The 23,078-nt window shown below is 44.3% G+C and carries 23 protein-coding genes and 2 riboswitches; of the genes, 15 read left to right on the top strand and 8 right to left on the bottom strand.

The window, feature by feature from the left end; translation table 11 throughout:
- Window positions 1–38 precede the first annotated feature (38 nt).
- Window positions 39–998, bottom strand: coding sequence for a substrate-binding domain-containing protein (locus ACH33_RS02565; protein WP_057897598.1), 960 nt, complete (start codon window positions 996–998; stop codon window positions 39–41).
- Between the two features lie 189 nt (window positions 999–1,187).
- On the opposite strand from ACH33_RS02565, the gene modA reads away from it, so the two are divergent.
- The 7 genes from modA to ACH33_RS02600 all read left to right on the top strand — a co-directional run bounded on the left by modA (window position 1,188) and on the right by ACH33_RS02600 (window position 7,449).
- The gene (gene modA, locus ACH33_RS02570) at window positions 1,188–1,985 is read left to right on the top strand and encodes a molybdate ABC transporter substrate-binding protein (protein ID WP_082705856.1); all 798 of its coding nucleotides are present in this window, start codon (window positions 1,188–1,190) and stop codon (window positions 1,983–1,985) included.
- 16 nt (window positions 1,986–2,001) lie between these two features.
- Window positions 2,002–2,697: a molybdate ABC transporter permease subunit gene (gene modB, locus ACH33_RS02575; RefSeq protein WP_057897600.1), complete on the top strand. Its 696-nt coding sequence runs from the start codon at window positions 2,002–2,004 to the stop codon at window positions 2,695–2,697.
- Between the two features lie 3 nt (window positions 2,698–2,700).
- A complete protein-coding gene (locus tag ACH33_RS02580) occupies window positions 2,701–3,333 on the top strand; it encodes an ATP-binding cassette domain-containing protein (RefSeq protein WP_057897601.1) in 633 nt (210 codons plus the stop codon).
- A gap of 340 nt (window positions 3,334–3,673) precedes the next feature.
- Window positions 3,674–4,303, top strand: a complete 630-nt coding sequence (locus tag ACH33_RS02585; protein WP_057897602.1) for a YitT family protein — start codon at window positions 3,674–3,676, stop codon at window positions 4,301–4,303.
- Window positions 4,304–4,957: 654 nt separating this feature from the next.
- Window positions 4,958–5,096: riboswitch (cyclic di-AMP (ydaO/yuaA leader) on the top strand.
- A 1-nt stretch (window position 5,097) separates the two neighbouring features.
- Window positions 5,098–5,622: a C40 family peptidase gene (locus tag ACH33_RS02590; protein WP_057897603.1), complete on the top strand. Its 525-nt coding sequence runs from the start codon at window positions 5,098–5,100 to the stop codon at window positions 5,620–5,622.
- A 146-nt stretch (window positions 5,623–5,768) separates the two neighbouring features.
- Window positions 5,769–6,341, top strand: coding sequence for a thermonuclease family protein (locus ACH33_RS02595; RefSeq protein WP_057897604.1), 573 nt, complete (start codon window positions 5,769–5,771; stop codon window positions 6,339–6,341).
- Between the two features lie 160 nt (window positions 6,342–6,501).
- Entirely contained in the window at window positions 6,502–7,449 is a 948-nt protein-coding gene (locus ACH33_RS02600) for a sporulation protein (protein WP_162264989.1), read from the top strand.
- Between the two features lie 60 nt (window positions 7,450–7,509).
- Here ACH33_RS02600 and ACH33_RS02605 read toward each other — a convergent pair whose 3' ends face one another.
- The 4 genes from ACH33_RS02605 to dapD all read right to left on the bottom strand — a co-directional run bounded on the left by ACH33_RS02605 (window position 7,510) and on the right by dapD (window position 10,683).
- Entirely contained in the window at window positions 7,510–7,920 is a 411-nt protein-coding gene (locus tag ACH33_RS02605) for a thiol-disulfide oxidoreductase DCC family protein (RefSeq protein ID WP_057897606.1), read from the bottom strand.
- Window positions 7,921–8,018: 98 nt separating this feature from the next.
- Entirely contained in the window at window positions 8,019–8,663 is a 645-nt protein-coding gene (locus tag ACH33_RS02610; protein ID WP_057897607.1) for a nitroreductase family protein, read from the bottom strand.
- Window positions 8,664–8,805: 142 nt separating this feature from the next.
- On the bottom strand, window positions 8,806–9,930 hold the full coding sequence (locus ACH33_RS02615) for an N-acetyldiaminopimelate deacetylase (RefSeq protein WP_057897608.1): 1,125 nt from the start codon (window positions 9,928–9,930) through the stop codon (window positions 8,806–8,808).
- A gap of 42 nt (window positions 9,931–9,972) precedes the next feature.
- Window positions 9,973–10,683, bottom strand: a complete 711-nt coding sequence (gene dapD, locus ACH33_RS02620) for a 2,3,4,5-tetrahydropyridine-2,6-dicarboxylate N-acetyltransferase (protein ID WP_057900219.1) — start codon at window positions 10,681–10,683, stop codon at window positions 9,973–9,975.
- A 313-nt stretch (window positions 10,684–10,996) separates the two neighbouring features.
- Between dapD and ACH33_RS02625 the strand changes: the two genes are divergently transcribed.
- Window positions 10,997–11,209: a hypothetical protein gene (locus tag ACH33_RS02625; RefSeq protein ID WP_057897609.1), complete on the top strand. Its 213-nt coding sequence runs from the start codon at window positions 10,997–10,999 to the stop codon at window positions 11,207–11,209.
- Window positions 11,210–11,338: 129 nt separating this feature from the next.
- A complete protein-coding gene (locus ACH33_RS02630; protein WP_057897610.1) occupies window positions 11,339–12,775 on the top strand; it encodes an NAD-dependent malic enzyme in 1,437 nt (478 codons plus the stop codon).
- 84 nt (window positions 12,776–12,859) lie between these two features.
- Here the strand turns inward: ACH33_RS02630 and ACH33_RS02635 are convergent, their stop codons facing one another.
- Window positions 12,860–13,840, bottom strand: a complete 981-nt coding sequence (locus ACH33_RS02635) for an NAD(P)H-quinone oxidoreductase (protein ID WP_057897611.1) — start codon at window positions 13,838–13,840, stop codon at window positions 12,860–12,862.
- A 95-nt stretch (window positions 13,841–13,935) separates the two neighbouring features.
- Here ACH33_RS02635 and ACH33_RS02640 point away from each other — a divergent pair, with 95 nt between their 5' ends.
- Window positions 13,936–14,421, top strand: coding sequence for a hypothetical protein (locus ACH33_RS02640; RefSeq protein ID WP_057897612.1), 486 nt, complete (start codon window positions 13,936–13,938; stop codon window positions 14,419–14,421).
- 104 nt (window positions 14,422–14,525) lie between these two features.
- Here ACH33_RS02640 and ACH33_RS02645 read toward each other — a convergent pair whose 3' ends face one another.
- Complete coding sequence (locus ACH33_RS02645) at window positions 14,526–15,521, bottom strand: class I SAM-dependent methyltransferase (protein ID WP_175493626.1); 996 nt, start codon at window positions 15,519–15,521, stop codon at window positions 14,526–14,528.
- A gap of 165 nt (window positions 15,522–15,686) precedes the next feature.
- Entirely contained in the window at window positions 15,687–18,413 is a 2,727-nt protein-coding gene (gene acnA / locus ACH33_RS02650; protein ID WP_057897613.1) for an aconitate hydratase AcnA, read from the bottom strand.
- A gap of 222 nt (window positions 18,414–18,635) precedes the next feature.
- Here acnA and ACH33_RS02655 point away from each other — a divergent pair, with 222 nt between their 5' ends.
- From ACH33_RS02655 to ACH33_RS02675, 5 genes are all read left to right on the top strand, one after another.
- The gene (locus ACH33_RS02655) at window positions 18,636–19,385 is read left to right on the top strand and encodes an IclR family transcriptional regulator (protein ID WP_057897614.1); all 750 of its coding nucleotides are present in this window, start codon (window positions 18,636–18,638) and stop codon (window positions 19,383–19,385) included.
- A 39-nt stretch (window positions 19,386–19,424) separates the two neighbouring features.
- A complete protein-coding gene (locus ACH33_RS02660; protein ID WP_057897615.1) occupies window positions 19,425–19,739 on the top strand; it encodes a hypothetical protein in 315 nt (104 codons plus the stop codon).
- A gap of 231 nt (window positions 19,740–19,970) precedes the next feature.
- On the top strand, window positions 19,971–20,423 hold the full coding sequence (locus ACH33_RS02665; protein WP_057897616.1) for an NfeD family protein: 453 nt from the start codon (window positions 19,971–19,973) through the stop codon (window positions 20,421–20,423).
- 24 nt (window positions 20,424–20,447) lie between these two features.
- On the top strand, window positions 20,448–21,389 hold the full coding sequence (locus ACH33_RS02670) for an SPFH domain-containing protein (RefSeq protein ID WP_057897617.1): 942 nt from the start codon (window positions 20,448–20,450) through the stop codon (window positions 21,387–21,389).
- Window positions 21,390–21,746: 357 nt separating this feature from the next.
- Window positions 21,747–22,829 carry a cyclic di-GMP phosphodiesterase gene (locus ACH33_RS02675; RefSeq protein WP_057897618.1) on the top strand — a complete coding sequence of 361 codons (1,083 nt, stop codon included), beginning with the start codon at window positions 21,747–21,749 and terminating at the stop codon, window positions 22,827–22,829.
- A gap of 97 nt (window positions 22,830–22,926) precedes the next feature.
- A riboswitch (SAM riboswitch) is annotated at window positions 22,927–23,032 on the top strand.
- Window positions 23,033–23,078 lie beyond the last annotated feature (46 nt).

Here is a 23,078-nt window from a genome sequence, read left to right on the forward strand (position 1 = left end):
CGCTGCTTTTCTCTCTCCTTTATTTCATAACTGTGTATTTATATTGTTTCGTATATGATTTTTCCTGTTTCCGATAGCTCATACCCTCCGATTGCTTTCATGTCATTTTTAAACGAAGGAGAATGTAAAGTATCACATAGTATTTCGATGAACGGTTCGTTTTCTGGAGTTTTTAAAATGACAAGGTCATAACGTTCTTTAATTAGCGGAACGAAGTCCACCCCTACAATAGAAGCCGCTTTTTCACTGCCGATTCCCACGTCGGCGTCGCCGTTGGCGATAGCTCCTGCAACCCCTAAATGGCTAGATTCTTCCACTGTATACCCCTTAATGTTCTGGCCGATGATTTGACGGAGCCGCAATTGTTCGTCAAGCAGCACGCGAATACCTGACCCTTTTTCACGGTTGACAATTTTTATTGTCGGCCTGGTTAAATCTTCCCAGGTTTGAATTTGTTTCGGATTCCCCTTTTTTACGTAAAATCCAGCCCAACGTGACACGAGGTTTACTACGAGAAAGCGGTGGCCGACCAGAAGTTTTTTGATGTACGGAATATTATACTCTCCCGTATCTCCGTCCCACAGGTGGGTGCTGACAATATCCGCCTCTCCCTTATACATGGAAATAAGACCGTTCAGGCTACCTGTGTACGAACGCAAGGGACGATACAGGGAAGAACGTTTTTCTAAATGCTTTACGAGTATATCAAGGCTTAAATCCTGACCGCTAATGATGATCGGGCGACTAGGCGATGGAGAGTGCAAAGCAGTATTTTTTTCGGAAACGAGAGAAGAAGTCGGTTGGGACGAATGGGGCGGGGGATAGATTTCGCCTTTTGCCTTTGCTTTATAGGTTTCCAGATCTTGAGCATCGACACGCATTTGCCTTCCGACGCGATAGGCCCGAATTTCCCCCTTTTTAATCAGATCGTATACAGTTAATTTGGATACTTTTAGGATATTAGCGATTTCTTCGGTTGTATAAGAGATATTACTCATGTTTCCACCATCCAATTTTGTAACTTAAATTCAACCCTATTATTTATAACTATTTATATTTATTTATAATTAGATATAATTGGATATATCGCTTTTGATATTTCGACTTATTTTCTCTCTCCTTCAATCACGAGAGAATGTCGATAGATCAAACGTGATTTATATAAAAATAAAATAAAGGAGAGGCGTATATTGAAGCAGGTTTTATCGTTGTTGTTAGTATTATTATTGTTTGTTTTAGCAGGGTGCACGAACAGTGGCTCATCTTCCAAGAGCGAAGAGTTGTCCGCACCTGCTGAAAAAGTTGAACTTACTATTTCTGCGGCGGCGAGTTTGACAGATGCCCTAAAGGAAATAAAAGCCGCTTTTGAGAAGGAAAATCCCAATACTATTGTAACATATACGTTTGGAAGCTCAGGCAGGCTTGCCAAGCAAATTGAACAGGGAGCCCCGATCGATGCTTTTTTATCCGCCAGCAAAAAAGATATGGATACATTACAGGATAAAAACTTGATTGCAGCAGATACGCGTGTCGATTTTGCCGCAAATGAGCTTGTGTTAGTGGCACCAAAGGACAGTTCTTTACATATTGATTCATTTGACAAATTGTCACCTGAACACATAAAACAACTGGCTGTTGGGGAGCCAGAGAGTGTTCCGGCGGGAAGATATACAAAAGAAACATTGGAAAATATTGGATTGTGGAACAAGTTACAGGACAAGCTTGTATTAGGAAAAGATGTACGTCAAGTGCTTACGTATGTAGAATCGGGTAATGCAGATGTTGGAGTGGTGTATGCAAGCGATGCTAGAATTTCCAAAAAAGTGAAAGTGCTGGCTATCGCCAAATCGGAATGGCACAAGCCGATTGTCTATCCTGGCGCGGTAACGGCGAACACGCAACATGCTGACCAGGCTAAGGCATTTTTGAAATATCTGGCGAGTAAAAAAGGCAAAGAAATATTAGAAAAATATGGATTTAAATAAACAAGGTTGATACTTTATGGCTGACATGACAATGGGGCCGCTGTTTTTGTCTTTAAAAGTGGCCGGGATATCTACGCTTATCGTCTTTATAACCGGAGTATTGATTGCGTTTGTGCTTGCTCGTAAGAATTTTCCAGGAAAAAGTGTGATCGAATCACTATTCCTGTTACCGCTTGTCCTGCCGCCCACCGTTGTCGGATTCGGGCTTCTTATCTTATTTGGAAAGAACGGATGGGTAGGTCGCTGGCTGTTGGAATGGTTCGATGTACAAATTGTGTTTACATGGATCGGGGCGGTGATTGCTTCTGTGGTCGTTTCTTTCCCTTTGATGTATCAGTCTTCTGCCGCCGCTTTTCAATCTTTGGATAAAAAACTGGAACAAGCCGCGCGCACGATGGGGGCATCGGAATGGCGAGTGTTTTGGACGGTTTCGTTTCCTCTGGCATGGCCCGGAATATTGGCAGGATTGGTGCTTGCTTTTGCTCGCGGGCTTGGAGAATTTGGAGCGACGCTCATGCTTGCCGGATATATTCCGGGAAAAACGGACACCATTCCGCTGGCGATCTATTTTGCGGTAGAAGCAGGGCAAATAGAGAAAGCTACGTATTGGGTGATCGTGATTGTGGCGCTCGGATTTAGTACGATGATGTGGCTCAATTGGTGGAGCCGCAGGAATCTGCGCCGTTTCGCCGAAAGCAAAGAGGGTGAATGAAAGATGTTAAGCGTTGAGATATGCAAAAAGTTACCGCACTTTCTTCTGGATGTTCAATTTGAAGCTGAAGATGAAATTATTATTTTATTCGGTCCTTCCGGCTCTGGAAAAACCACGATTTTAAATAGCATCGCTGGAATTGTTCAGCCTGATGCCGGGCTGATTCAGCTCAATGGTTTGGTGTTTTTTGACAGAAAGGCCAAGCCGTTACCTACAAGAGCGCGACGGATCGGGTATTTGTTCCAGGATTATGCCCTTTTTCCGCATATGACCGTGGAGAAAAATATTTTGTATGGAGTAAGAAATAAACGTGATCATAAGAAGCGCGCTTTAATCGAGAAATTGTTGGATGTCCTTAAGATTTCACATCTTTTGCCCAAATATCCTCATCAAATTTCCGGTGGAGAAAAACAACGGACAGCGCTGGCACGGGCGCTGGCGACAGAGCCAGAGTTGTTGCTTCTGGATGAACCTTTTTCCGCGCTGGATAAGGACACGCGTTTGCAATGTCAGAATGAGCTTCTGGAATTACATCGTATGTGGAGGATTCCCGTGCTGCTTGTTACACACGATGAAGAAGAGGCGAAGAAGCTTGGAAATCGGGTGTTATTCCTTAAGCAAGGGAAAATACGATAAAAAAGCTGTACCGAATAGATGGTACAGCTCTTTTTAACACTTTTTATGATTTGTATCTTGGTAACAGAACCTGGTTATTTTTATTAGCCATGATTTGTATAAATATGATATAATCAAATTATCAAAATAAATTTATAAAGAAAGGGTTCGAAACCATGTTGCCTGCCAGGCAGATATGGAAGCGGTTTGATCTCTCATATATTTAGCGCCGTAGTCAGGTTGTTATGAACATAGGTCAAAACAACTAACTACGGATGGGAGATTATGCGAACAAAACAATCGTATAGAACCTCTGCCGTAGTTAGTTGTTATTACACTACTACGGAAAGAGGCTTCTTATATGAGGAAACAAAGTATTCGCTCGGTTTTGATGATTTTGTTAGGAACGTTTATTTTGGCTTTTGGCTATTACCACATTAATTTCCAAAACAATTTATTAGAAGGTGGTTTTGTCGGTCTTTCTCTTCTGCTTAAGTACGTATTTGACTTTTCACCTGCAATCACAATACTTCTATTTGATCTCCCGTTTTTCATCCTGATTCTTTTCAAAAAAAGTCCGCAGTTTATCTTAAAGACGGCTCTAGGCACGTTTGCTTTTTCCTTATTTTATGAGTTGTGCGAATTGTATTCACCGTTGATTTTTGATTTTAGCCATATGATGGTGCTGGCTTCCGTTCTTTCGGGGATTATCACCGGTTATGGTGCCGGACTTGTCCTGCGCTATGGCGGAACAACGGGTGGAGAGGATTTGCTCTGTCTTTTTATCAGTAAAGGTACCGGTATATCGATAGGAACCGTGTTTCTCATTTTAGACTTAATCGTATTAGGTTTATCTTCATTCTTTTTGCCTTTAGATAAACTTTTTTATACGATTCTGGCGGTTATTGTTGCCGGAAAAGTGATTACCTGGACTGTGCATTTTGGGGAAGAAAAAGAGGGAGAGCAGCAATTGTCTGAGCAGATGATTTGAATGGATAATTTGGTTAGCGAAAAACCCCTGTGCAGGGGTTTTTCGTATGGCTGACATTTAGCAGTAAGATATAAACAATAGGGTTGTTCCTACTGTTTTAGACTGGATAACCTTCTTTTGTTTTTGCCATGATATACTTGATGCTTCTTTCTTTTTGTCTTTTCAGGAACTTATGTTACTCTTATCTTAATGAATATGCGGAGCTTCTCAGGATGAAGTGGTTGAACATATAAAGGAGGCTTCATTTTTATGTGGGCGTTAATGGAACTTATAGGGTTTGCGGGACTCATTTTATTTGGGACGTTAGCAATTGTTTCCGTTATGCGAAACAGAGATCCGAAAAACTACATGAAATTAGCCAGTATTTTTTTTTGTTATTCTTATTATTGCAATTATACTGGATAGGCAGTTAGAAACACCATTACAGACTCTCCTTCTGTAGTCACTCAACATAAAATCAAATAAAGAAAGCGAACAGACGGCTCAGAATCGGGCCGTCTATTTGTTTTTTTATTGGTTTGAGTTCGCCTATTGAAAGGCTTATCTGACCGTCTATATATGATGTAAGTATATGAAATTAATTACAAAAAGAGGCTTCATATCCACATTTATTATAATGAAATCGTATTCTATGTACGTTATGGTATACATGAAACAAAACATATGCCTAATCCAATTTTGATACACGTTGGAACGGGGGAACCAATGATTTGGGGTGAAACCGCGCATGCGCGGTCGGGCGTCTTTCGACCGAACCCGTCAGCTAACCTCGTCGGCAGATAAGAGAGGGAATCATGAAAAAAAATTTCAAAGCAGTAACAGCAAGTCTATTAACAGCAGGAATTTTGCTTGGGGGAATGGCTGCACCCATGCAGGCAGAAGCTGCAGATATTTCTGCAAAATACGGAAGTACTTTGAATATCAGTAACGAAAGTCGTGTGATTGACAATATTATCAATACTGGCAAAGGCCTGATTGGCAAAGCAAAGTACAGACATGCCTATGTGCCTGGAAAATATATGGATTGTTCCGGTTTTATTTATTATATATTCAAAAAGAACGGAATTAACATAAATACGCTGGATGATGACAAACAGGTAAAGCTTGGCTCATACGTTCCAAAAAACCAGCTAAAAAAAGGAGATTTAGTATTTTTTAGCACTAAGAAAAACAAATGGGATATTACTCATGTTGGTATATATATCGGGAGTGGAAAAATTCTGCATATGGCCAACACGAAATATAATGTTACGATCAGCAGTTTGAACAGTTCTTGGTATAAAAAGTATTATGTAACTGCCCGTCGTGTTGTAAAATAGAAAATATGACTAAGATAAAAACCAGTCTATGTCGATAGGCTGGTTTTTATCTTGATGATTAGGAAAAACTTGCGAAGCATTTGTCCGCGAGTTTTTTCTATCTGGAAAACATATCTAGAACAAAAATGAAGTGGAGTGGATGAGACATGGGAAGAAAGGCGAGCTTGTCTATCATATGGTTTATTTGCGTATGGATACTTGCTGCCTGTAGCACAGGTTCCCAGGACAGTTTTCAAGAAACAAAGGCAGTCGTAAATGTTAACGAGCAGCAACTGCAGAAGGCAAAAGTGGTTAGAGTCGTGGATGGGGACACATTTGTGGTAAATGTGAAGGGAAAAGAACGGAAGATACGGTTGATTCTTGTTGATACGCCGGAATCGAAAGCACCAAACCGGCCGAAAGGATATCTCGGAGAAGAAGCAAAGCAATATACGACGAGGCGTCTAGAAGGCAAGGAAGTTTGGCTTGAAAAAGATGTCCAGTCCACGGATCGGTACGGACGGTGGCTGCGTTATGTATATCTTGATGTGAAAGACGGTAAAGGGGAATTTTTCAATGGTACGCTTGTTAGAAGTGGTCTGGCGCGCCTGGCGACGTTTCCGCCGAATGTAAAATACGTCGACCAGATCCGCGAATGGCAAACGGAAGCGCGGGAAGCGGAGCGCGGCGTATGGAAGAACATTAAGGAAGCATTTCCGGATCGCAAAGTGGAAAAATAGCTGAAACTTTTATAATGTTGCCACGTATAGCATACACGGATAGAAGAATAAGGTTATGCTGTATAACGGATAACAATTATAGCCAGGTATTTTTTGCATAAAATCTCAGGATAGTTAGAATCATTCGGTAAGGAAGGGAGTCGTTGAGATGTTCAAAAAGATGATGGCGAAGCTGGGATTCGGGTCGGCCAGAGTAGATCTGGTACTTCGCAATAGCGAGTTTATACTTGGCGATACAGTCGAAGGAGAGCTTGTGATTCAGGGTGGTGCCGTCGAACAATACATAAAAAAAATCGACGTTCAGTTTATGATGGCCATTCGCACGAAGCAAAACGAATACAGGCAGGCTATCGCTACCATTCCGTTTGCCTGCAATTTTAATATTGGGGCGGAAGAAAGAAAGGTGTTTCCGTTTCGGTATGAATTGCCGAAAGATCTGCTGATTTCAAGCCATACGGTAGCATATTATTTTGTGACCAATCTCGATATTGCAGCGGGGGTAGACAATCAGGACCGCGACTACATTCGCGTTAATCCGCCGCAGCGCTTCCAAAACATTATTGCTGCTTTTGAGCAGTTAGGCTTTCGCGAAAAACATGATTCCCGCAAGTTCAACGGCTACGCACAGGAGTTTGAGTTTTTCCCGACCACATTTTTGCGGGACAGGGTAAAAGAAGTAGAGTTTATCGCTGCTATCGAAGAGGAGCAAATCCGCCTGTTGCTTGAATTGGATCTGCCTTCCTTTGGACATGAGGTGGAAATCAAACACGAAGTTGCGCTTTCCAACGAGCTGCTTGCTGATCCTGCAAGTGTGGCAGACTATTTGCGCGGTGTGATGGAAGAAATGGTAGACAATCCGCACGCGTATCTCCATCAACGCTCAATGATGGAACATGACCATCATCACCACCGTCATGGTGGCTTTGCCGGGGCGATGGGCGGCTTTGCTGCCGGTTTGCTTGGCGGTATGATTTTGTCTGAGATTATGGATGAAGTGATGGACGGTGTAGGAGGGGGAGACGCAATCGAAAGCGCGTTTGACGGCGGGGACGACGGAGGCGGTTTCGGTGACTTCTTCGGTGATATGTTTGACGGTGGAGACGAATAATCATACATGGAAAACGGAAGCCCCGGAACAAATTCGGGGCTTCTTCTCATGCTTTAACTTTTATTTCAGAAAGCGCTCGCCTATGTCCGGGGGCGGTAGCATACATGTTTCTAGCTTTCCAAACCAGCGATAGCGATTGCGAGCAACCCAATTATATATTATATCTCGAAGCGGACGGGGAACCATGATGAATACATACAACAGGGACCAAATTCCGCCTAGTTTACGTGCCACACGGAGCGCTGCGGATGATTTGGTATATGCTTTGCCATTGTCTAGCAGTATGACACTGTTGAGTGTATCGCTAGGCAGACCGTATTGTTGCAGTAAGCGCTGGCCTGTATTCGATTGTAAGGAAGCGAAACGAAAGTTTCTCTGCGGATCGCGTGGAATGATAAACTTTACCGCCTGATTGCAGAGATTGCATACTCCGTCAAAAAGCAGAATGGTATTATGGGAAGAAACGCCCATGAGAAAAAGCCTCCTGTTTTATTGTATAGAGCAAGGGCGAACACTAAAAACAGAAAAACGACAGGAAGCCGCGAAGCGGCTTTTCTGCCGTTGCTTGTTCATATAATATGTAAAATCTCTTCCACTGGTTTGCGCGGCAATTTCGCCGGAGTTTCGGCCGGATATCCAAGCGCGATAACCATGTTAATTTGTTTTTCTGACCCGATTTGTAAATAGTCACGCAACCGCTCTTGAGCTAGCAATACAGGGCCTGTCATTGGGCAAGTTGCCATTCCCATCGCGTGAGCGGCAAGCATGAGATTCTGCGCCGCAAGGCAACTGCTTTTAATTCCTTCTTCTTCCCATACGGAGGATGAGATCATTCCAAGCGGCTCAAAAATTTTGTCTCGGAACTTGGAAGTATAAGGCGTAGCCAAGCAAACAATGAGCGCAGGCGCACCGGTAAATGCGGTGGCGTATGGCCCGAACGATCTTGTCAGCAAGCGACCTTCCTTCTGCAGCCCTCGTTTTTGTGCTTCATTCGCAATTTTATGCAATTCTTCCCATGTCATATCGGAAATTTCTTGAATCTTTTGTTTATCTAAAATCGCGATAAATTCCCATGTTTGTGAGTTGGTATCGCTTGGCGCGTATCTGGCGCAGTCAATCAGTTCTTTCACTTGCTCCGCGCTAACGGGCTGTTCTGTAAACTTCCGGACGCTTCGCCGTCCCAGCACAATCTCTTTAAATTCATTGTATTCCATTGTTTGGTTTCACCCGCTTTTTTTCTTATCTCAAACAAGCAGTATTATTATATCATAAAGTATTGACACCTGATAATAAATATTAACGCGAAAATAGAGCGGACAAAAAGTGCCGCTCTATTTTTATTGGATTTGATGACTTTTACGAAGCTTTCCACGAAAGATATTGTGTAAGCACGCGAATGGCGACTTCAATCGCACTTTCATTCGGCTCGATTTTCGCGTGGTGCAGTCCGTATGGCGTATCGACACCGAGCCAGAAGAGAAAACCTGGAATTTCGGCGAGGAAGTAGCCGAAGTCCTCACCGGTCATCGCAGTTTTACATTCGATAAGGGCGGCGACATCCGTATCTTTTACCCAGTTCATAAACTCGTGGGTCAGCGTTTCATCATTGTATACCTGGCAGTAGTTCGCTCCATAGTCAATCGCAGCTTGGCATTCAAAGCCAGCTTCTGTACCGCGGACGAGCGCTTCGATGCGCGACTTTACTTTTTGCATTGATTCCATTGAAAGGGTGCGGATCGTTCCTTCAAGGCGGGCTTTCTCAGCGATAATGTTTTGTTTTGTGCCACCTTCGATTTTTCCGATTGTAACAACTGCGGAGTCGAGCGGATCAATATTGCGGGAGACGATGCTTTGCAGTTGGGTTGCCAGATGGGCCGCCGCAATGACCATATCGTTGGCTGTATGCGGGAACGCCGCATGACCGCCCTTGCCGTATAAATCGATGAACAGCTCGGATGTATTGGCGAACAGGATGCCCGGTTTTAGCGCTATCGTACCCACCGGATATTCTGGCGCGATGTGCAGGGCAAAAATAGCATCCGGGCGCCATTCATTGAATTCTTCGCTTGCGAGCATCGGCTGCGCGCCTCCCGGGCCTTCTTCCGCAGGTTGAAAAATAAAAATTAAATCGTCTTTCACCTGATTTTCCACAAAGTATGTCAGTACACCAAGCGCAATAGCCATGTGCATATCGTGGCCGCAGGCGTGCATATAGCCCGGATGTGTAGACTTGAATGCATAGGATGTTTCTTCTGGGATGGGCAACCCGTCCATATCGGCCCTGTATCCAAGTCGTTTAGTAGGATTTGCCCCTTTTACCTTGATGAGAATGCCAGTGCGCCATGTTTTAATTTCCATTCGTTCCTGTGGAAGTGTGGCCAAATAGTCTAGCAAAAAGCGTTGGGTTTTAAACTCCGCAAATCCCGGTTCCGGGATCTTGTGAAGTTCACGGCGAATCGCAATGAAGGGCTGCGCGTTCATGGTGATGTTCCTCTCACCTCCTACTGCTACCTCATGGGTACATTACAGCTGGCGAAGTTCTTGTTTGATCTCTGTTTTTGCCTTTGTTTTTTCATCAATCTGTTTGATGACGCGCGCCGGTGTGCCGCCTACCACCGTGTATGGCGGCACGTCTTCAATGACGACTGCGCCAGCCGCAACAACTGCGCCTTTTCCGACACGTACACCTTCAAGAATTACAGCATTCGCACCGACAACGACATCATCTTCAATAACAACTGGTGTTGCGGATGGCGGCTCGATCACACCTGCGATGACTGCGCCGGCACCGATATGGCAATTCTTTCCGATGGTGCCGCGGCCGCCGACAACAGCGTTCATGTCAATCATTGTTCCTTCGCCGATAACCGCGCCGATGTTAATCATGGCGCCCATCATGATTACGGCGTTGTTGCCGATTTCTACTTGATCACGAATAATCGCGCCCGGTTCAATGCGCGCTTGGATGTTTTTCATATCAAGTAGAGGAATGGCGGAATTGCGGCGGTCGTTTTCCACTACGTAGTCCTCGATTTTGTCTTTGTTAGCTTCAAGTGCCGGCTGGATGTCTTTCCAGTCACCGAACAGTACGCCTACATTGCCTGTAATGAAAGATTTAGTATTTGCCCCGAAGTCGATTCCATCAATATTACCTTTAATATGTACTTTAACCGGAGTTTTCTTTTCACTTTTTTGGATAAATTCGATAATTTGCTGAGCGTTCATTTCTTTCATGAATGCTTTCTCTCCCTTCTTGCCTGTTTCAAAGAATAAAAATGCAATGAGCTGTTTGTTTCTCATTGCATTATACCATCTTGGTTTAAGAAGTTAAACGACTAAAGACGAAAAGTTCTGCATCTGGATGGATCGCCTTTTATGATTACATCACGTAGGATTGCCCCGCTATTGTGCTATATATTGTACCGTTTTTGTCGCAGCCAAGCGAGAAGTAACAGCACTATTGTTAGCTTTTCCGCTTAAGGAAAGGGTATGCTTTTGTTTTTTTCCTTCATACTAAAAGAGAGAACCGTAACGTGAGGTGAAAAGTATGTATCAGCCATTTGATATTACGCTGGCGCATAGGCTTGCCGATCAGTTGATCGAATGTGCGACAAGCCTAAAAGAAAAGACACAGTCACCGGAGCAAGTACAGCAGCATCTTGTCCGGCTTACTTCCATTATAAATAGTTTGCATTCACTGGCAAACGGAGCGGAGGAAGCGGGTATGAATCCGATTTATAACCGTGGAGACATAAGATAAAGTACGGTACGAATTTTGCAAAAATGCTTCCGGTCTTTTCTTTTTCCGAGATTTAAGGTTAAAATAAACTGTTGTATTATTGTTCACAATCTCGTCATTTTTCAGCATTGGCGGGAAAAGGAGGAGACTATGAAGCCATTTACATCTTTAGGAACGAGTATTATTTTGCGCCTGGAAATGGATGCGCGCAAGGTAAACTTCGTGGATATTGCGACAGCGGTAAGCAAAGCGAACGGCGACATTGTGGCAATGGACGTTGTTCACTCGTCCAATGAAGATACGGTGCGTGACTATACAATTAATACGAAAAGCAGAGCTCAGGTGAGCGAAGTCATCAAAAGTATCGAGATGTTGCCTGGCGTGAAAATTGTAAGCGTATCGGATCGGACGTTTTTGAGCCATATCGGTGGTAAAATCGAAATAAAACCGAAGATCCCCATTCAAAACCGGGAAGATCTGTCCCGCGTATATACGCCGGGTGTGGCGAACGTGTGTGAAGCGATTGCAGAAGATCCGTATAAAGCGTACAAGCTGACCATTAAGCGCAATACGGTAGCGATTGTAAGCGACGGTACCGCCGTTCTCGGTCTTGGTGACATTGGCCCTTATGCGGCGATGCCGGTAATGGAAGGAAAAGCGATGCTGTTTAAACAATTGGCAAACGTGGATGGATTCCCGATTTGCCTTGATACGAAAGACACGAATGAAATTATCGAAACGATCGCCCGCATGGCACCAGCATTTGGCGGAATTAATCTGGAAGATATCTCCGCGCCGCGTTGCTTTGAAATCGAAAAAGCGCTGCGCGAGCGCCTGGATATTCCGGTATTTCATGATGACCAGCATGGTACGGCGGTTGTCATTCTGGCCGGCCTATTAAACGCGCTGAAAATCGTTGGCAAAGATATTGAAAACGTAAAAATTGTTGTAACAGGCATGGGAGCAGCAGGTGTAGCGTGCACGAAGATTTTGCTCAACGCTGGCGCCAAGCAGGTTATTGGCGTAGACCGCGATGGTATTTTGTCCCGCTCCGTTTCTTATGAGAACCCTGTGTGGGAAGAGATCGCGCAAATGACAAATCCTGATAATATGCAGGGACAATTGGCGGATGCGCTCGTAGGTGCGGATGTATTTATTGGGGTATCGCGTGGTAACATTCTTACCAAAGAGATGGTACAGACAATGGCAAAAGATCCGATTGTGTTTGCTATGGCCAACCCGCAGCCGGAGATTGATCCGGAAGAAGCAGCAGGCGTCGTACGTGTACTTGCGACCGGGCGTTCTGATTATCCGAACCAAATTAATAACGTGCTTTGCTTCCCGGGCGTTTTCCGTGGTGCTTTTGATTGCCGCGCGACAGACATTAACGAAGAGATGAAAGTCGCGGCGGCGCACGCTATTGCATCGATTATCAGCGATGAAGAATTGAACGAGCAATACATTATCCCAAGCGTATTTAATGAAAAAGTTGTAAAGAAAGTGCGGGATGCCGTAGTGGATGCGGCCATTAAGACAGGTGTCGCCCGCAAAATTCCACGGGACAAGCGCACGAAAGAAACAGTATAATCGAGGTCGACAACGACAGCAGGCAAAAGCGTTTCGGCACAATAACCGAAGCGCTTTTGTTTGTACCTTGTATGTGGTATTCCACTACTTTTTGATTTGTAAAACGATTTTTCCGGTGTTTTTGTTGCTTTCCATATACTCGTGCGCTTCTTGCGCCTGCTCCCAATCCCAGACAGAATCGATGATCGGTTTTAAGCGGCCGTCTTGGAAGCGCGGCATAGCGAACGATGTGAATTCTTTTGTGAGCGCGATTTTATCCGCGACTGAACGGGAGCGGAGCGCGGTTCCGATGACTTGCAGGCGCCGGCGCAGGAGTTGTCCGAGATCGAGTGCTGGCACTTTGCTACCGCCCATGATACCAATGATAATGAGGCGCCCGTCTATGGCGAGAGAGGAAAGGTTTTGTTCCCAGTACGGCGCACCGATAAAGTCAAGAATAATATTGACGCCTTTGCCATTTGTCGCTTCTTTCACTGCTGGTGCGAAAGGGCCGGCTTTATAATCGAGCGCGAGACTGGCCCCTAGCTCCAGGCATGTTGTTCGCTTTGTTTCTGTCCCAGCAGTGACAATAGAAATTGCTCCTGCTTCCCGTACAAGCTGGATGGCGGCTGTGCCAACGCCACTTGCACCCGCGTGAATCAGCACGGTATGCCCCGCCTTAAGGCCACCCAGCCAGAATAAGTTAAGATAGGCGGTTAAAAATACTTCCGGAATGGCGGCCGCCTCTTCAAAAGAGAAAGAATCCGGAATACGGATGGCCATTTCGGCGGGAATGACCACTTTTTCCGCATAACCGCCGCCAGGCAAAAGCGAACACACACGATCTCCCGGCTTCCAGCCAGTTACATGTTTTCCCACTTTTTCAACAACTCCGGCCATTTCCAGTCCCAGGATGTCCGTTGTACCTGGAGGCGGGGGATAGAGACCACGTTTTTGTACGAGATCGGCACGGTTCAGTGCGGTGGCATATACGCTGACGAGCAGTTCGTCTTCTTTCGGAACAGGATCTTCAGCTTCCCCGATATAAAGACGCCGCGTTTTTTCTTCAACAAGCACTGCTTTCATGTGACTTCCTCCTTATGTACATATCGTTCAAACTAGAAGCTAACCACTATTTTATGATATCGTATTAAAGAAGATAAAGGAAAGGACAGGGAAAGATGAGCACGTCTTTGCGCGCTAAGAAAGTCATTATGTCGGAAGAACTTGAAGAGCGACTGGAAAATGTACAGGAGCTTAGGAAAGAGGAATACGAAACATATGTTTTGGTGAAGGATCGTACGACGGGAGAACATTATGTCCGTTATACGCAGCGTCATTTGAACATCATGGAGGGCGGAGTTGAAGATGTATTCGATCATTTGTTGCCCGTAAGCACGGACGATGTGCTGGCGATTGTTTTCGGAGAGCAGGATTATACGTATCCTACAGAATGGAAGCAAAAATATCTCCGCGGCAGCAATGTAGATCCGTACGTATGGTTTGATCCGACCGATCTCCCGGCGGATCCGAACGACGATTCGCTTGGCAAAGAGATTTACGGGATGCTTGAGACATTTAAAGCAAAGAAAAATTTCGATGATCAAGCGATTGCAAAGCTGTTCAAACAAATTGATGACATGCTTGAGAATAAAGATAAAAAGTAAAAAGATGGGGTTGCCTATCATAAAGGGGGAACCCCACATCGTCATCAAGCTGCAATCAAACGGCTACTTCTGGCATCCCAAATTTTCATGGTGCATCCGTTGCCTCATGTTACTCGAATGACTTTAGTAACATGTTTTCTGTTTACATTAGAAAATGATGTTTTGTTATTCGACAAATTTTGGGTGTCTATTTCTTGAGTCGCTACAACGTATGCTTTGTTTAATGATACTAATAATTCTTCCATAAACGGAAGACCTGGCGCGTAAATAAAACTTCCTTCAATTTTTAGCGATTCTAGAATTTCCATATACTTTTTTGCGTATAATTCAAACTTTCCGTGGACTCTTAAATGATGATGCATAAACTGGTTTGAAAAAGCCATATGAGAAATAACAGTCCCCCAAGTATTTGGTGTAAAAGTGTATTCAAGCCAGTTCGCTTTATATAAGTAATTCATTGTATGTACATTTCTATCTATTCCAAACGCTTCAATCCCGTTCTTTCTGAGGAAACGGACTAAATTTGCTTGTGAACCGCAACCGATATCTAAGACGGGTTGCTTAATTGTATCTAAATGAATGTTTAATAATTTCATTTGGAACTCAGGAGTATATTCAGCGCATTTTATTGTGAACAAATAGGGACTTTCTTTATACTTTTTAAAGATTTCAGTCCCGTTCGATTCTAATAAGAAAATTTTCAAATTTTGGTAATGTAAATGAAACAAACACTCCACTTCTTTATTAGACATTTGCTCTTTTTGATTACCTATAACATAAATTTGTTCAAATAAATCCCCATAGATTTTTTGAAGCTTACGGTGATCTTCATGATTAAAATCCAAATATTGATTCGCTTGTATAAATAATCTGATAACTTTGTCTGCAATATCCTCTAGCAATTGTTGATATGTACCCTCTGACTTTGTCGCTCTTATAAATTGCGCGACTTCTTTCAGGTTTCTTTTGAATAACCTGGTCGTTTCTTCGGAAGCGTTCAATCCCGTTCTGCCATTTGTTAACGTGTAAAAAAGACTCTTGTTTTGATTGTAGAGTAACTGCTGCTCTGTTATACGATAGAAGTCTGAGACTGTAAGCATATTTTCCCTCCTTTTTTCATCAGAATTGATAAAAGGATTATATAAATGATTTTAATCACAATATATATCCAGTAACATATTTTTTATACAATTTTTTTGAACTGATGGGTTTTCCATAAAAAAAAGAAGAGGGGAAGAACCCTCCTCTTTTGTAGATGGACGGAATTATACTTCAGCTTTTGCTTCTTTTGCGATTTGACGCAGAACGGTTTGCAGGATACCACCGTTGCGGTAGTATTCGATGTCAACCGCACTGTCCAGACGTACGCGTACATCAAACTCGAATGTTGAGCCGTCTTGGCGGGTTGCTGTTACTTTAATGATCTGACCCGGTTTAATGTTATCATTCAGATCAGTAATATCGAATGTTTCCGTACCTGTGATACCTAGTGTTTCCGCGTTTGTGCCTTCCGCGAATTGCAGCGGCAGTACGCCCATGCCTACCAGGTTGCTGCGGTGTATACGCTCGAAGCTTTCCGCGATTACCGCTTTTACGCCAAGCAAGAATGTTCCTTTGGCAGCCCAGTCACGGGAGCTTCCGGTACCGTACTCTTTGCCCGCGATAACAACCAGCGGAGTGCCGGATTCCTTATATTTCATAGCGGCATCGTAGATCGGCATAACTTCACCGGTCGGCAGGTACGTTGTTACGCCGCCTTCGGTGCCCGGTGCCATTTTGTTGCGGATACGGATGTTTGCGAATGTACCGCGCATCATTACTTCATGGTTACCGCGACGGGAACCGTAAGAGTTGAAATCTTTGCGCTCTACGCCGCGTTCAGACAGATAGATACCAGCCGGGCTTGTTGGAGCGATGTTACCGGCAGGCGAGATATGGTCCGTCGTTACGGAGTCGCCAAGGAAGGCAAGCGCTCGTGCGCCCACGATTTCTTTGATTTCGCCCGCTTCGGAACTCAAGCCGGAGAAGAACGGCGGATGCGCGATGTACGTGGAGTTTTCATCCCACTCATACAGTTGTCCTTCCGGATATTCGATTTCGTTCCAACGCGGATTTGCTTTAAATACGTTGCTGTATTCTTCTTCAAACATTTCCGGTTGAACAGCGGAATGAATCGCTTCCTTGATTTCGTCATTTGTCGGCCAAATATCCTTCAGATATACCGGCTGACCGTCTTTGCCCGTTCCGATCGGTTCAGCAGACAAATCGATGTCAACCGTACCTGCGAGCGCGTATGCCACAACAAGCGGCGGAGAAGCGAGGTAGTTCGCTTTTACTTGGGCATGCACCCGGCCTTCGAAGTTACGGTTACCGGAAAGCACAGCGGCTACTGTTAGGTCATTTTCCGCGATGGCGTTGCTAACTTCTTCCGGCAGCGGGCCGCTGTTACCGATACAGGTTGCACAACCGTAACCTGCGATGTAGAAACCAACTTTTTCAAGGTATGGCAGGAGCCCTGCTTTTTCAAGATACTTCGTAACAACACGGGAACCAGGTGTTAAGCTTGTTTTTACGTATTCAGGTTTTACAAGCCCTTTCTCAACAGCTTTCTTTGCTACAAGACCTGCACCCAGCATTACGCTCGGGTTGGATGTGTTCGTACAGCTTGTAATAGCCGCAATCACAACCGCGCCTGTACTGAGTTCAGAAGTTTTGCCGTTTTTATGTGTAATCGTAACTTTCTTTTCGATTTGTTTGTCGTCCAGACCGAAGCCGCCTTTGTCAATTGGTGTACGCAGCGCATTGTTGAACGCTTCTTTCATTGCTGTCAGTTCAATGCGGTCTTGTGGACGTTTCGGGCCGGCAAGGGTCGGGACGATAGAGCCGAGGTCGAGTTCAAGCGTTTCAGAGAATACCGGATCCGGAGTGTCATCCGTACGGAAAAGCCCTTGCTCTTTGTAATACGCTTCAACCAGCGCGACTTGCTCTTCGCTGCGGCCAGTGGAACGCAGGAAATTAAGCGTTTCTTCATCCACTGGGAAGAAGCCCATTGTTGCGCCGTACTCAGGGGCCATGTTCGCAACGGTTGCCCGGTCTGCCAGGCTGATGTTGCTTAAGCCAGGGCCGTAGAACTCAACAAATTTGCCGACTACTCCTTTTTTGCGCAGAATGTTAACAATAGTCAGCGCCAGGTCGGTAGCTGTTGCGCCTTCAGCTAGGCTTCCTGTCAGCTTGAAACCGACAACTTCAGGTGTTACGAAGTACAGCGGCTGACCAAGCATGCCCGCTTCTGCTTCGATACCACCGACGCCCCAGCCTACTACGCCGAGACCATTGATCATGGTTGTATGGGAGTCTGTACCTACGAGAGAATCCGGGAAGACTTCTACTTCGCCGTCCACTTCTTTTGTAGCAGCTACAGACGCAAGATATTCAAGGTTTACTTGGTGAACGATACCGGTTGCCGGAGGAACCGCACGGAAGTTGTTGAATGCGGTTTGTGCCCAGCGCAAGAAGCGGTAACGCTCAGCGTTGCGTTCGAATTCAAGTTTCATGTTGTTTTCCAGCGCTTCCGGGTTTCCGAAGTCGTCTACCATTACGGAGTGGTCGATAACGAGATCAACCGGAACGAGCGGATTAATGCGTTCAGGATCGCCACCCATTTCTTTCATTGCCAGACGCATTGCAGCGAGGTCAACCACTGCCGGTACGCCGGTGAAGTCCTGCAAAACAATACGCGCAGGAGTGAACGGAACTTCCTGATTTGGGTCGCGCTCTTCTGTCCAAGTTGCCAGTTTTTTTACGTGTTCTTCCGTAATGGCTACGCCGTCGAATTGGCGGACAGCCGCTTCAAGAAGAACCTTTATAGAAAAAGGAAGTTTTGAAATCGGACCAAGCCCTTGGTCTTCTAACGCTTTAAGGGAATAGTAGGCGTATTTCTTGTTGCCTACTTGCAAAGTCGAACGCACAGAGTAAGCATCTTTCTTTGCCAAGTTAATAACCTCCTTCATAAGATTTGTCTTGTGTTTCACTGAATGAAACTGAGTTTCTGTTTCCGATAACATTATACTTCTTTTTTTCGTAAACGTACACTATATTTTTCGATTTTTTTTTGAAACGGGCTCATAGTTTACGAGGGAACGGGCAATAAGGTATAATGTCATATATTGCAACACGGTTTCGTCAAATGAAACTTTAGCAGGAAGGTGAACAGGATGGATGCTTCCGAAAATAAGATGACGGTGCGGGCGGCTGACCGCGCCCTTGATATATTGCTTTGTTTTATTGATGAAAAAGAACTGACGCTTACGGAAATTGCCCGCAAAGTCGAACTTAACAAAAGTACGGTATACCGCCTATTAGGTTCATTGGAGAATAAAGGGTTTTTGACGCGTAACCTTGATACGGAAAAATATCAACTGGGATTCCGCATCTGGCAGCTGTCGGCTAATTTGCCGCAGGAAGATGATCCGGCCAAGATTTTGTTGCCTGAAATGATTAGGTTGCGTGATCAGGTTGGTGAGACGATCAGCCTATATGTTCGCAACGAGAATGAACGAATCCGCGTGCAGGCGGTAGAAAGCAACGAAACGATCCGTCGGGTGGCTCCTATTGGGGCACATTTGCCACTTTCGGTCGGCGCTTCTAGCAAAGTGTTGGTTGCCTATTCTTCCCCTGAAGTTCAACAGAAAGTCCTGGCGGATCCATCCTGGCCTTCTTCGATTGATAAAAAAGCTTATATGGAGCAATTGGAGGAGATCAGGAAGAGAGGATATGCCACAAGCTATGAGGAACGGGAGAAAGGAGCGGCAGCGGTGGCGGTGCCGTTGTTTAACAGAAGAGGTGAACTGGTAGCGGCACTATCTGTATCAGGACCTTCGAATCGCCTGACGCTTGAGCGGATGATGGAAAATTTGCCCTATGTTATGGTGGCGGCCAAACGAATGGGGTCTATGCTAAAATGAAAACGGAAAGCACACTCAAACAGAAACGAGGAGGCAAACATGGAACAGACGTATCGGTTGAACCTGACTCCATTGCAGGTGGAAGTGCTGCTGGATACGACGCGCGGTTTTGTGGATAACAAGAAGTTATTGCATGTACCGACGGCGAATGGAGAATTGGCCGGCCTACCGCTGACGGAAGCGGCACTGAGCTGGCTGCTTGATCGATATCGTGAGGCAAATGAAGAGAAAGGAGAAGTGCTTGTCACGCTGTGCTCGGCAGATGTAAAAAACACAGCCGTGACCATTACATATTCGTCACAGCAAAAGACATTGGCTTATGATGTCAATCTTGCTGAATTTGATGAACAATAGAATATTATTGCGCGGATTATCAAAGGTCAATATTCAGTTTTTTTTCTTACGTGTAGCTATGGTATAACAGCGCAGGTTTTGAATATTCATTTGATTTCGTTGCTTTTGGGTAGCTGGATCGGTGTACGAAATGCGAACGGCAACATTCCAGGTCCTTATTTTTTGAATTAATGAAACTTTTGTAAAAAAATTACGTACATGTAAGTAACGGAGCTGGAAGGAGGGTGGGAAATGGAGTGGCTGGTAAGTCAATTATCAGTATGGATGATGTGGTTTCTTCTTGCATTTGGACTCCTTATTGCTGAATTTACTTTATCAGGATTTGTGGCCCTTTTCTTTGCATTAGGGGCAGGTCTAGCAGGGATCGTCGCCATTTTTACCCCGAACTTAGTGATACAAGTGACCGTTATGCTCATCGCTTCTATCATTGGCATTATATTAGGAAGGGAAGTTCTTATAGACAGGTTTGGAGTGAATGACGATGTTATTCGTACTAATGTGGATGCGATGATCGGAAATAAGGCGATCGTTACAAAGACAATTTCTCCAACTGAAAAAGGAATCGTTAAGTATGGAGGACAATCATGGACAGCGGCCAGCGTCGGAAACCAAACGTTTACTGAAGGGGAAACGGTCGTTATTTATGAGGTTCAAGGAGTTACTTTGTTTGTAGATAAACAATAAATAAAAGGAAGGAGAGGGAGAAAAATGATAGTAGAGAATTTGTTTCCGGTATTGTTTGCTATCATTATTATTGGTGTTGTCGTTTCCCTTGCTTTTTCATCCGTTCAACTTGTTCGTCAGTCAGAAGTGCGTATTGTTGAGCGTCTTGGTAAATTTCAGCGGGAATTGGGATCCGGCCTGTATTTTATCGTGCCGATTTTAGATCGTGTAGTAGCCCGTTGGGATATGAGAACACAAATCATTAACTCCATGCCGCAACCGGTAATTACAAAAGATAATGTAACAATGAAGATTGATACACTCATTTATTACCGAATTACTGATGCGAAAGCAGCAACATATGAAATTAACGGATTAAAAGAAGGAATTGCTAACCTTGCAGTGACTGCGCTGCGTAATGAGATCGGAAATATGAACCTTGATGAGACGCTAAACTCCCGGGATAAAATTAATGCAGCGCTGCAAATCAAAATGGATGAAGCAACGAATAACTGGGGAGTAAAAGTCGAGCGCGTAGAAATGAAAGAAATTATTCCTCCTCACGATATTGAAGAAGCGATGAAGCAAGAAATGACAGCAGAACGTGAGAAACGGGCAAAAATCCTGAAAGCGGAAGGGGATCGCGAATCCGCCATCAAGAACGCGGAAGGAAATAAGCAAAAACAAATCCTTGAAGCAGAAGGGGAAATGGAATCCCGCATTCGCCGTGCAGAAGGGGAAGCGAAAGCGATTGAATTGGTTGCTGCAGCCCAGAAAAAGCAAATTTATGAAGTGTTCTCTGCTTTGAAAGAAGTGAAGGCCGACGATAGCGTGATTGCGCTACGCTATATTGAAGCCTTAGAAAAATTGGCTGAAAGCGACAATAAAGTGTTTATTCCATATGAGGCTACCGGCCTTATGGGAAGTGTAGGAGCGGTTAAAGATTTACTGCAATCATCACAGAGTAATATGAGGGTGGATAAATAGAAAACCACATAGCTATGAGTTATAACTCTGACATGAAAGCAATAGACATAAGCGTCAGTCAATGTAGTGAGATATTAAGAGAAAGTAGAAAAAGATGATAAACAATCGGGTGAAGGAAAAAGCAGGAAAAAACGAATGCTTTTTCCTTCTTTTTTTAGCTGTTTGTAGGAAGAATTTGCGGCTTGCTCGTCGTTGCTTTCTTCCAGGAAGAGCGTATAGAACGAATATCATCAAGCTCAAAAAAATTTATGCGTTTTCATAAATCTATTATCTTAAAACCATTTTCCTGTGATAAAATTTAATCAGAACAAAAATAAGCATAAATACCTATGAAAATTAAGAAAGTAGGGTTTGTTCGTGAAAAAAGTGCATATTCGTTCTGTAAAACCGGGGGATAAAATTGCAAAGACAATTTTATCGGAAGCAGGACAGGTGTTGTTGGCCGCCGGACTTGAATTAAGCCAACGTTACATTGACCGGTTAAAAGCGCTAGGCATAGATACGGTATATATTGAAGATGAGCATACGGACGATATTGTACCGGAGGATGTGCTCAGTGATACGACGCGCAAAAAAGCGGTGGAGACTGTATACAAAATGATGACAGGGCTTATGGATCAACCAAAGGTAACAGGACGGATAGCGATGCCAGATATGGGCAAGGTATTCCGGAATGTTTTTGGCAACATACTAGGAGATTTAAGCGGAAGAAAGGATATTATGGTAAATCTTGTAAATCTTCATTCGCTGGGTGGTTACCTGTTTCATCATTCGGTCAATGTGGCGGTACTGGCTGGAATTATTGGGTTGGCCAAAGGGTACAATCGGGAGCAGCTCATGGATCTTGGCGTGGGAGCGTTGCTGTTCGACATAGGTATGATTATGTTACCGAAGGATCTGTGGAATAAGAAGACGATGCTAACTGAGGAAGAGCGGGCGTATATTGAAAACCATACAGAAGACGGATTTAATATTTTGCGTTACCAGTACGATATGTCCCTTCTTTCCGCTCATTGTGCGCTGCAACATCATGAACGGTATAACGGGTCCGGTTATCCGCGCAAACTGGAGAAAGATCAAATTCATGAATACGCGCAAATTGTCGGTATAGCCGATGTGTATGATGCGCTTACTTCCCATCGCTCACATCGTCAGCATTATACACCTAATGAAGCGCTGGAATACTTGTTTGCTTCCGGAAATACCCTGTTTGACCTAGAATTGGTGAAATTGTTCGTAAAACATATTGCCGCCTATCCTATAGCGTCTACCGTCGTATTGAATACAGGACAAATTGGGGTCGTATCTCATGTTCATCCGAATGCTGTGCATAGACCAATCGTTCGGATTGTGCAAGAACGTGATGGTACGGTAGTAAAGGCTCCGTATGAAATTGATCTAAAAACCCATACTAATATTGTGATTACACGTACGTTATGAAAGAAATCACGAGATGTATAAAAATTTCTATTGACTCTTTTCAGATATTGATTAATAATTAGTTAAAAGTTAGTTAGAAAAGTGAAAATAAAAACGATTCTTATCCAGAGTAGGCTGAGGGACTGGCCCAATGACGCCCGGCAACCGGTATATTATATACACGGTGCCAATTCCAGCAGGATTCGTTTCCTGAAAGATAAGGATTTCGCGTTTTGATGAAGATGCAGAGACCTCCCTTCTTTCAGGAGG

This window comes from Aneurinibacillus sp. XH2, assembly GCF_001439585.2.
GTDB lineage: Bacteria > Bacillota > Bacilli > Aneurinibacillales > Aneurinibacillaceae > Aneurinibacillus > Aneurinibacillus thermoaerophilus.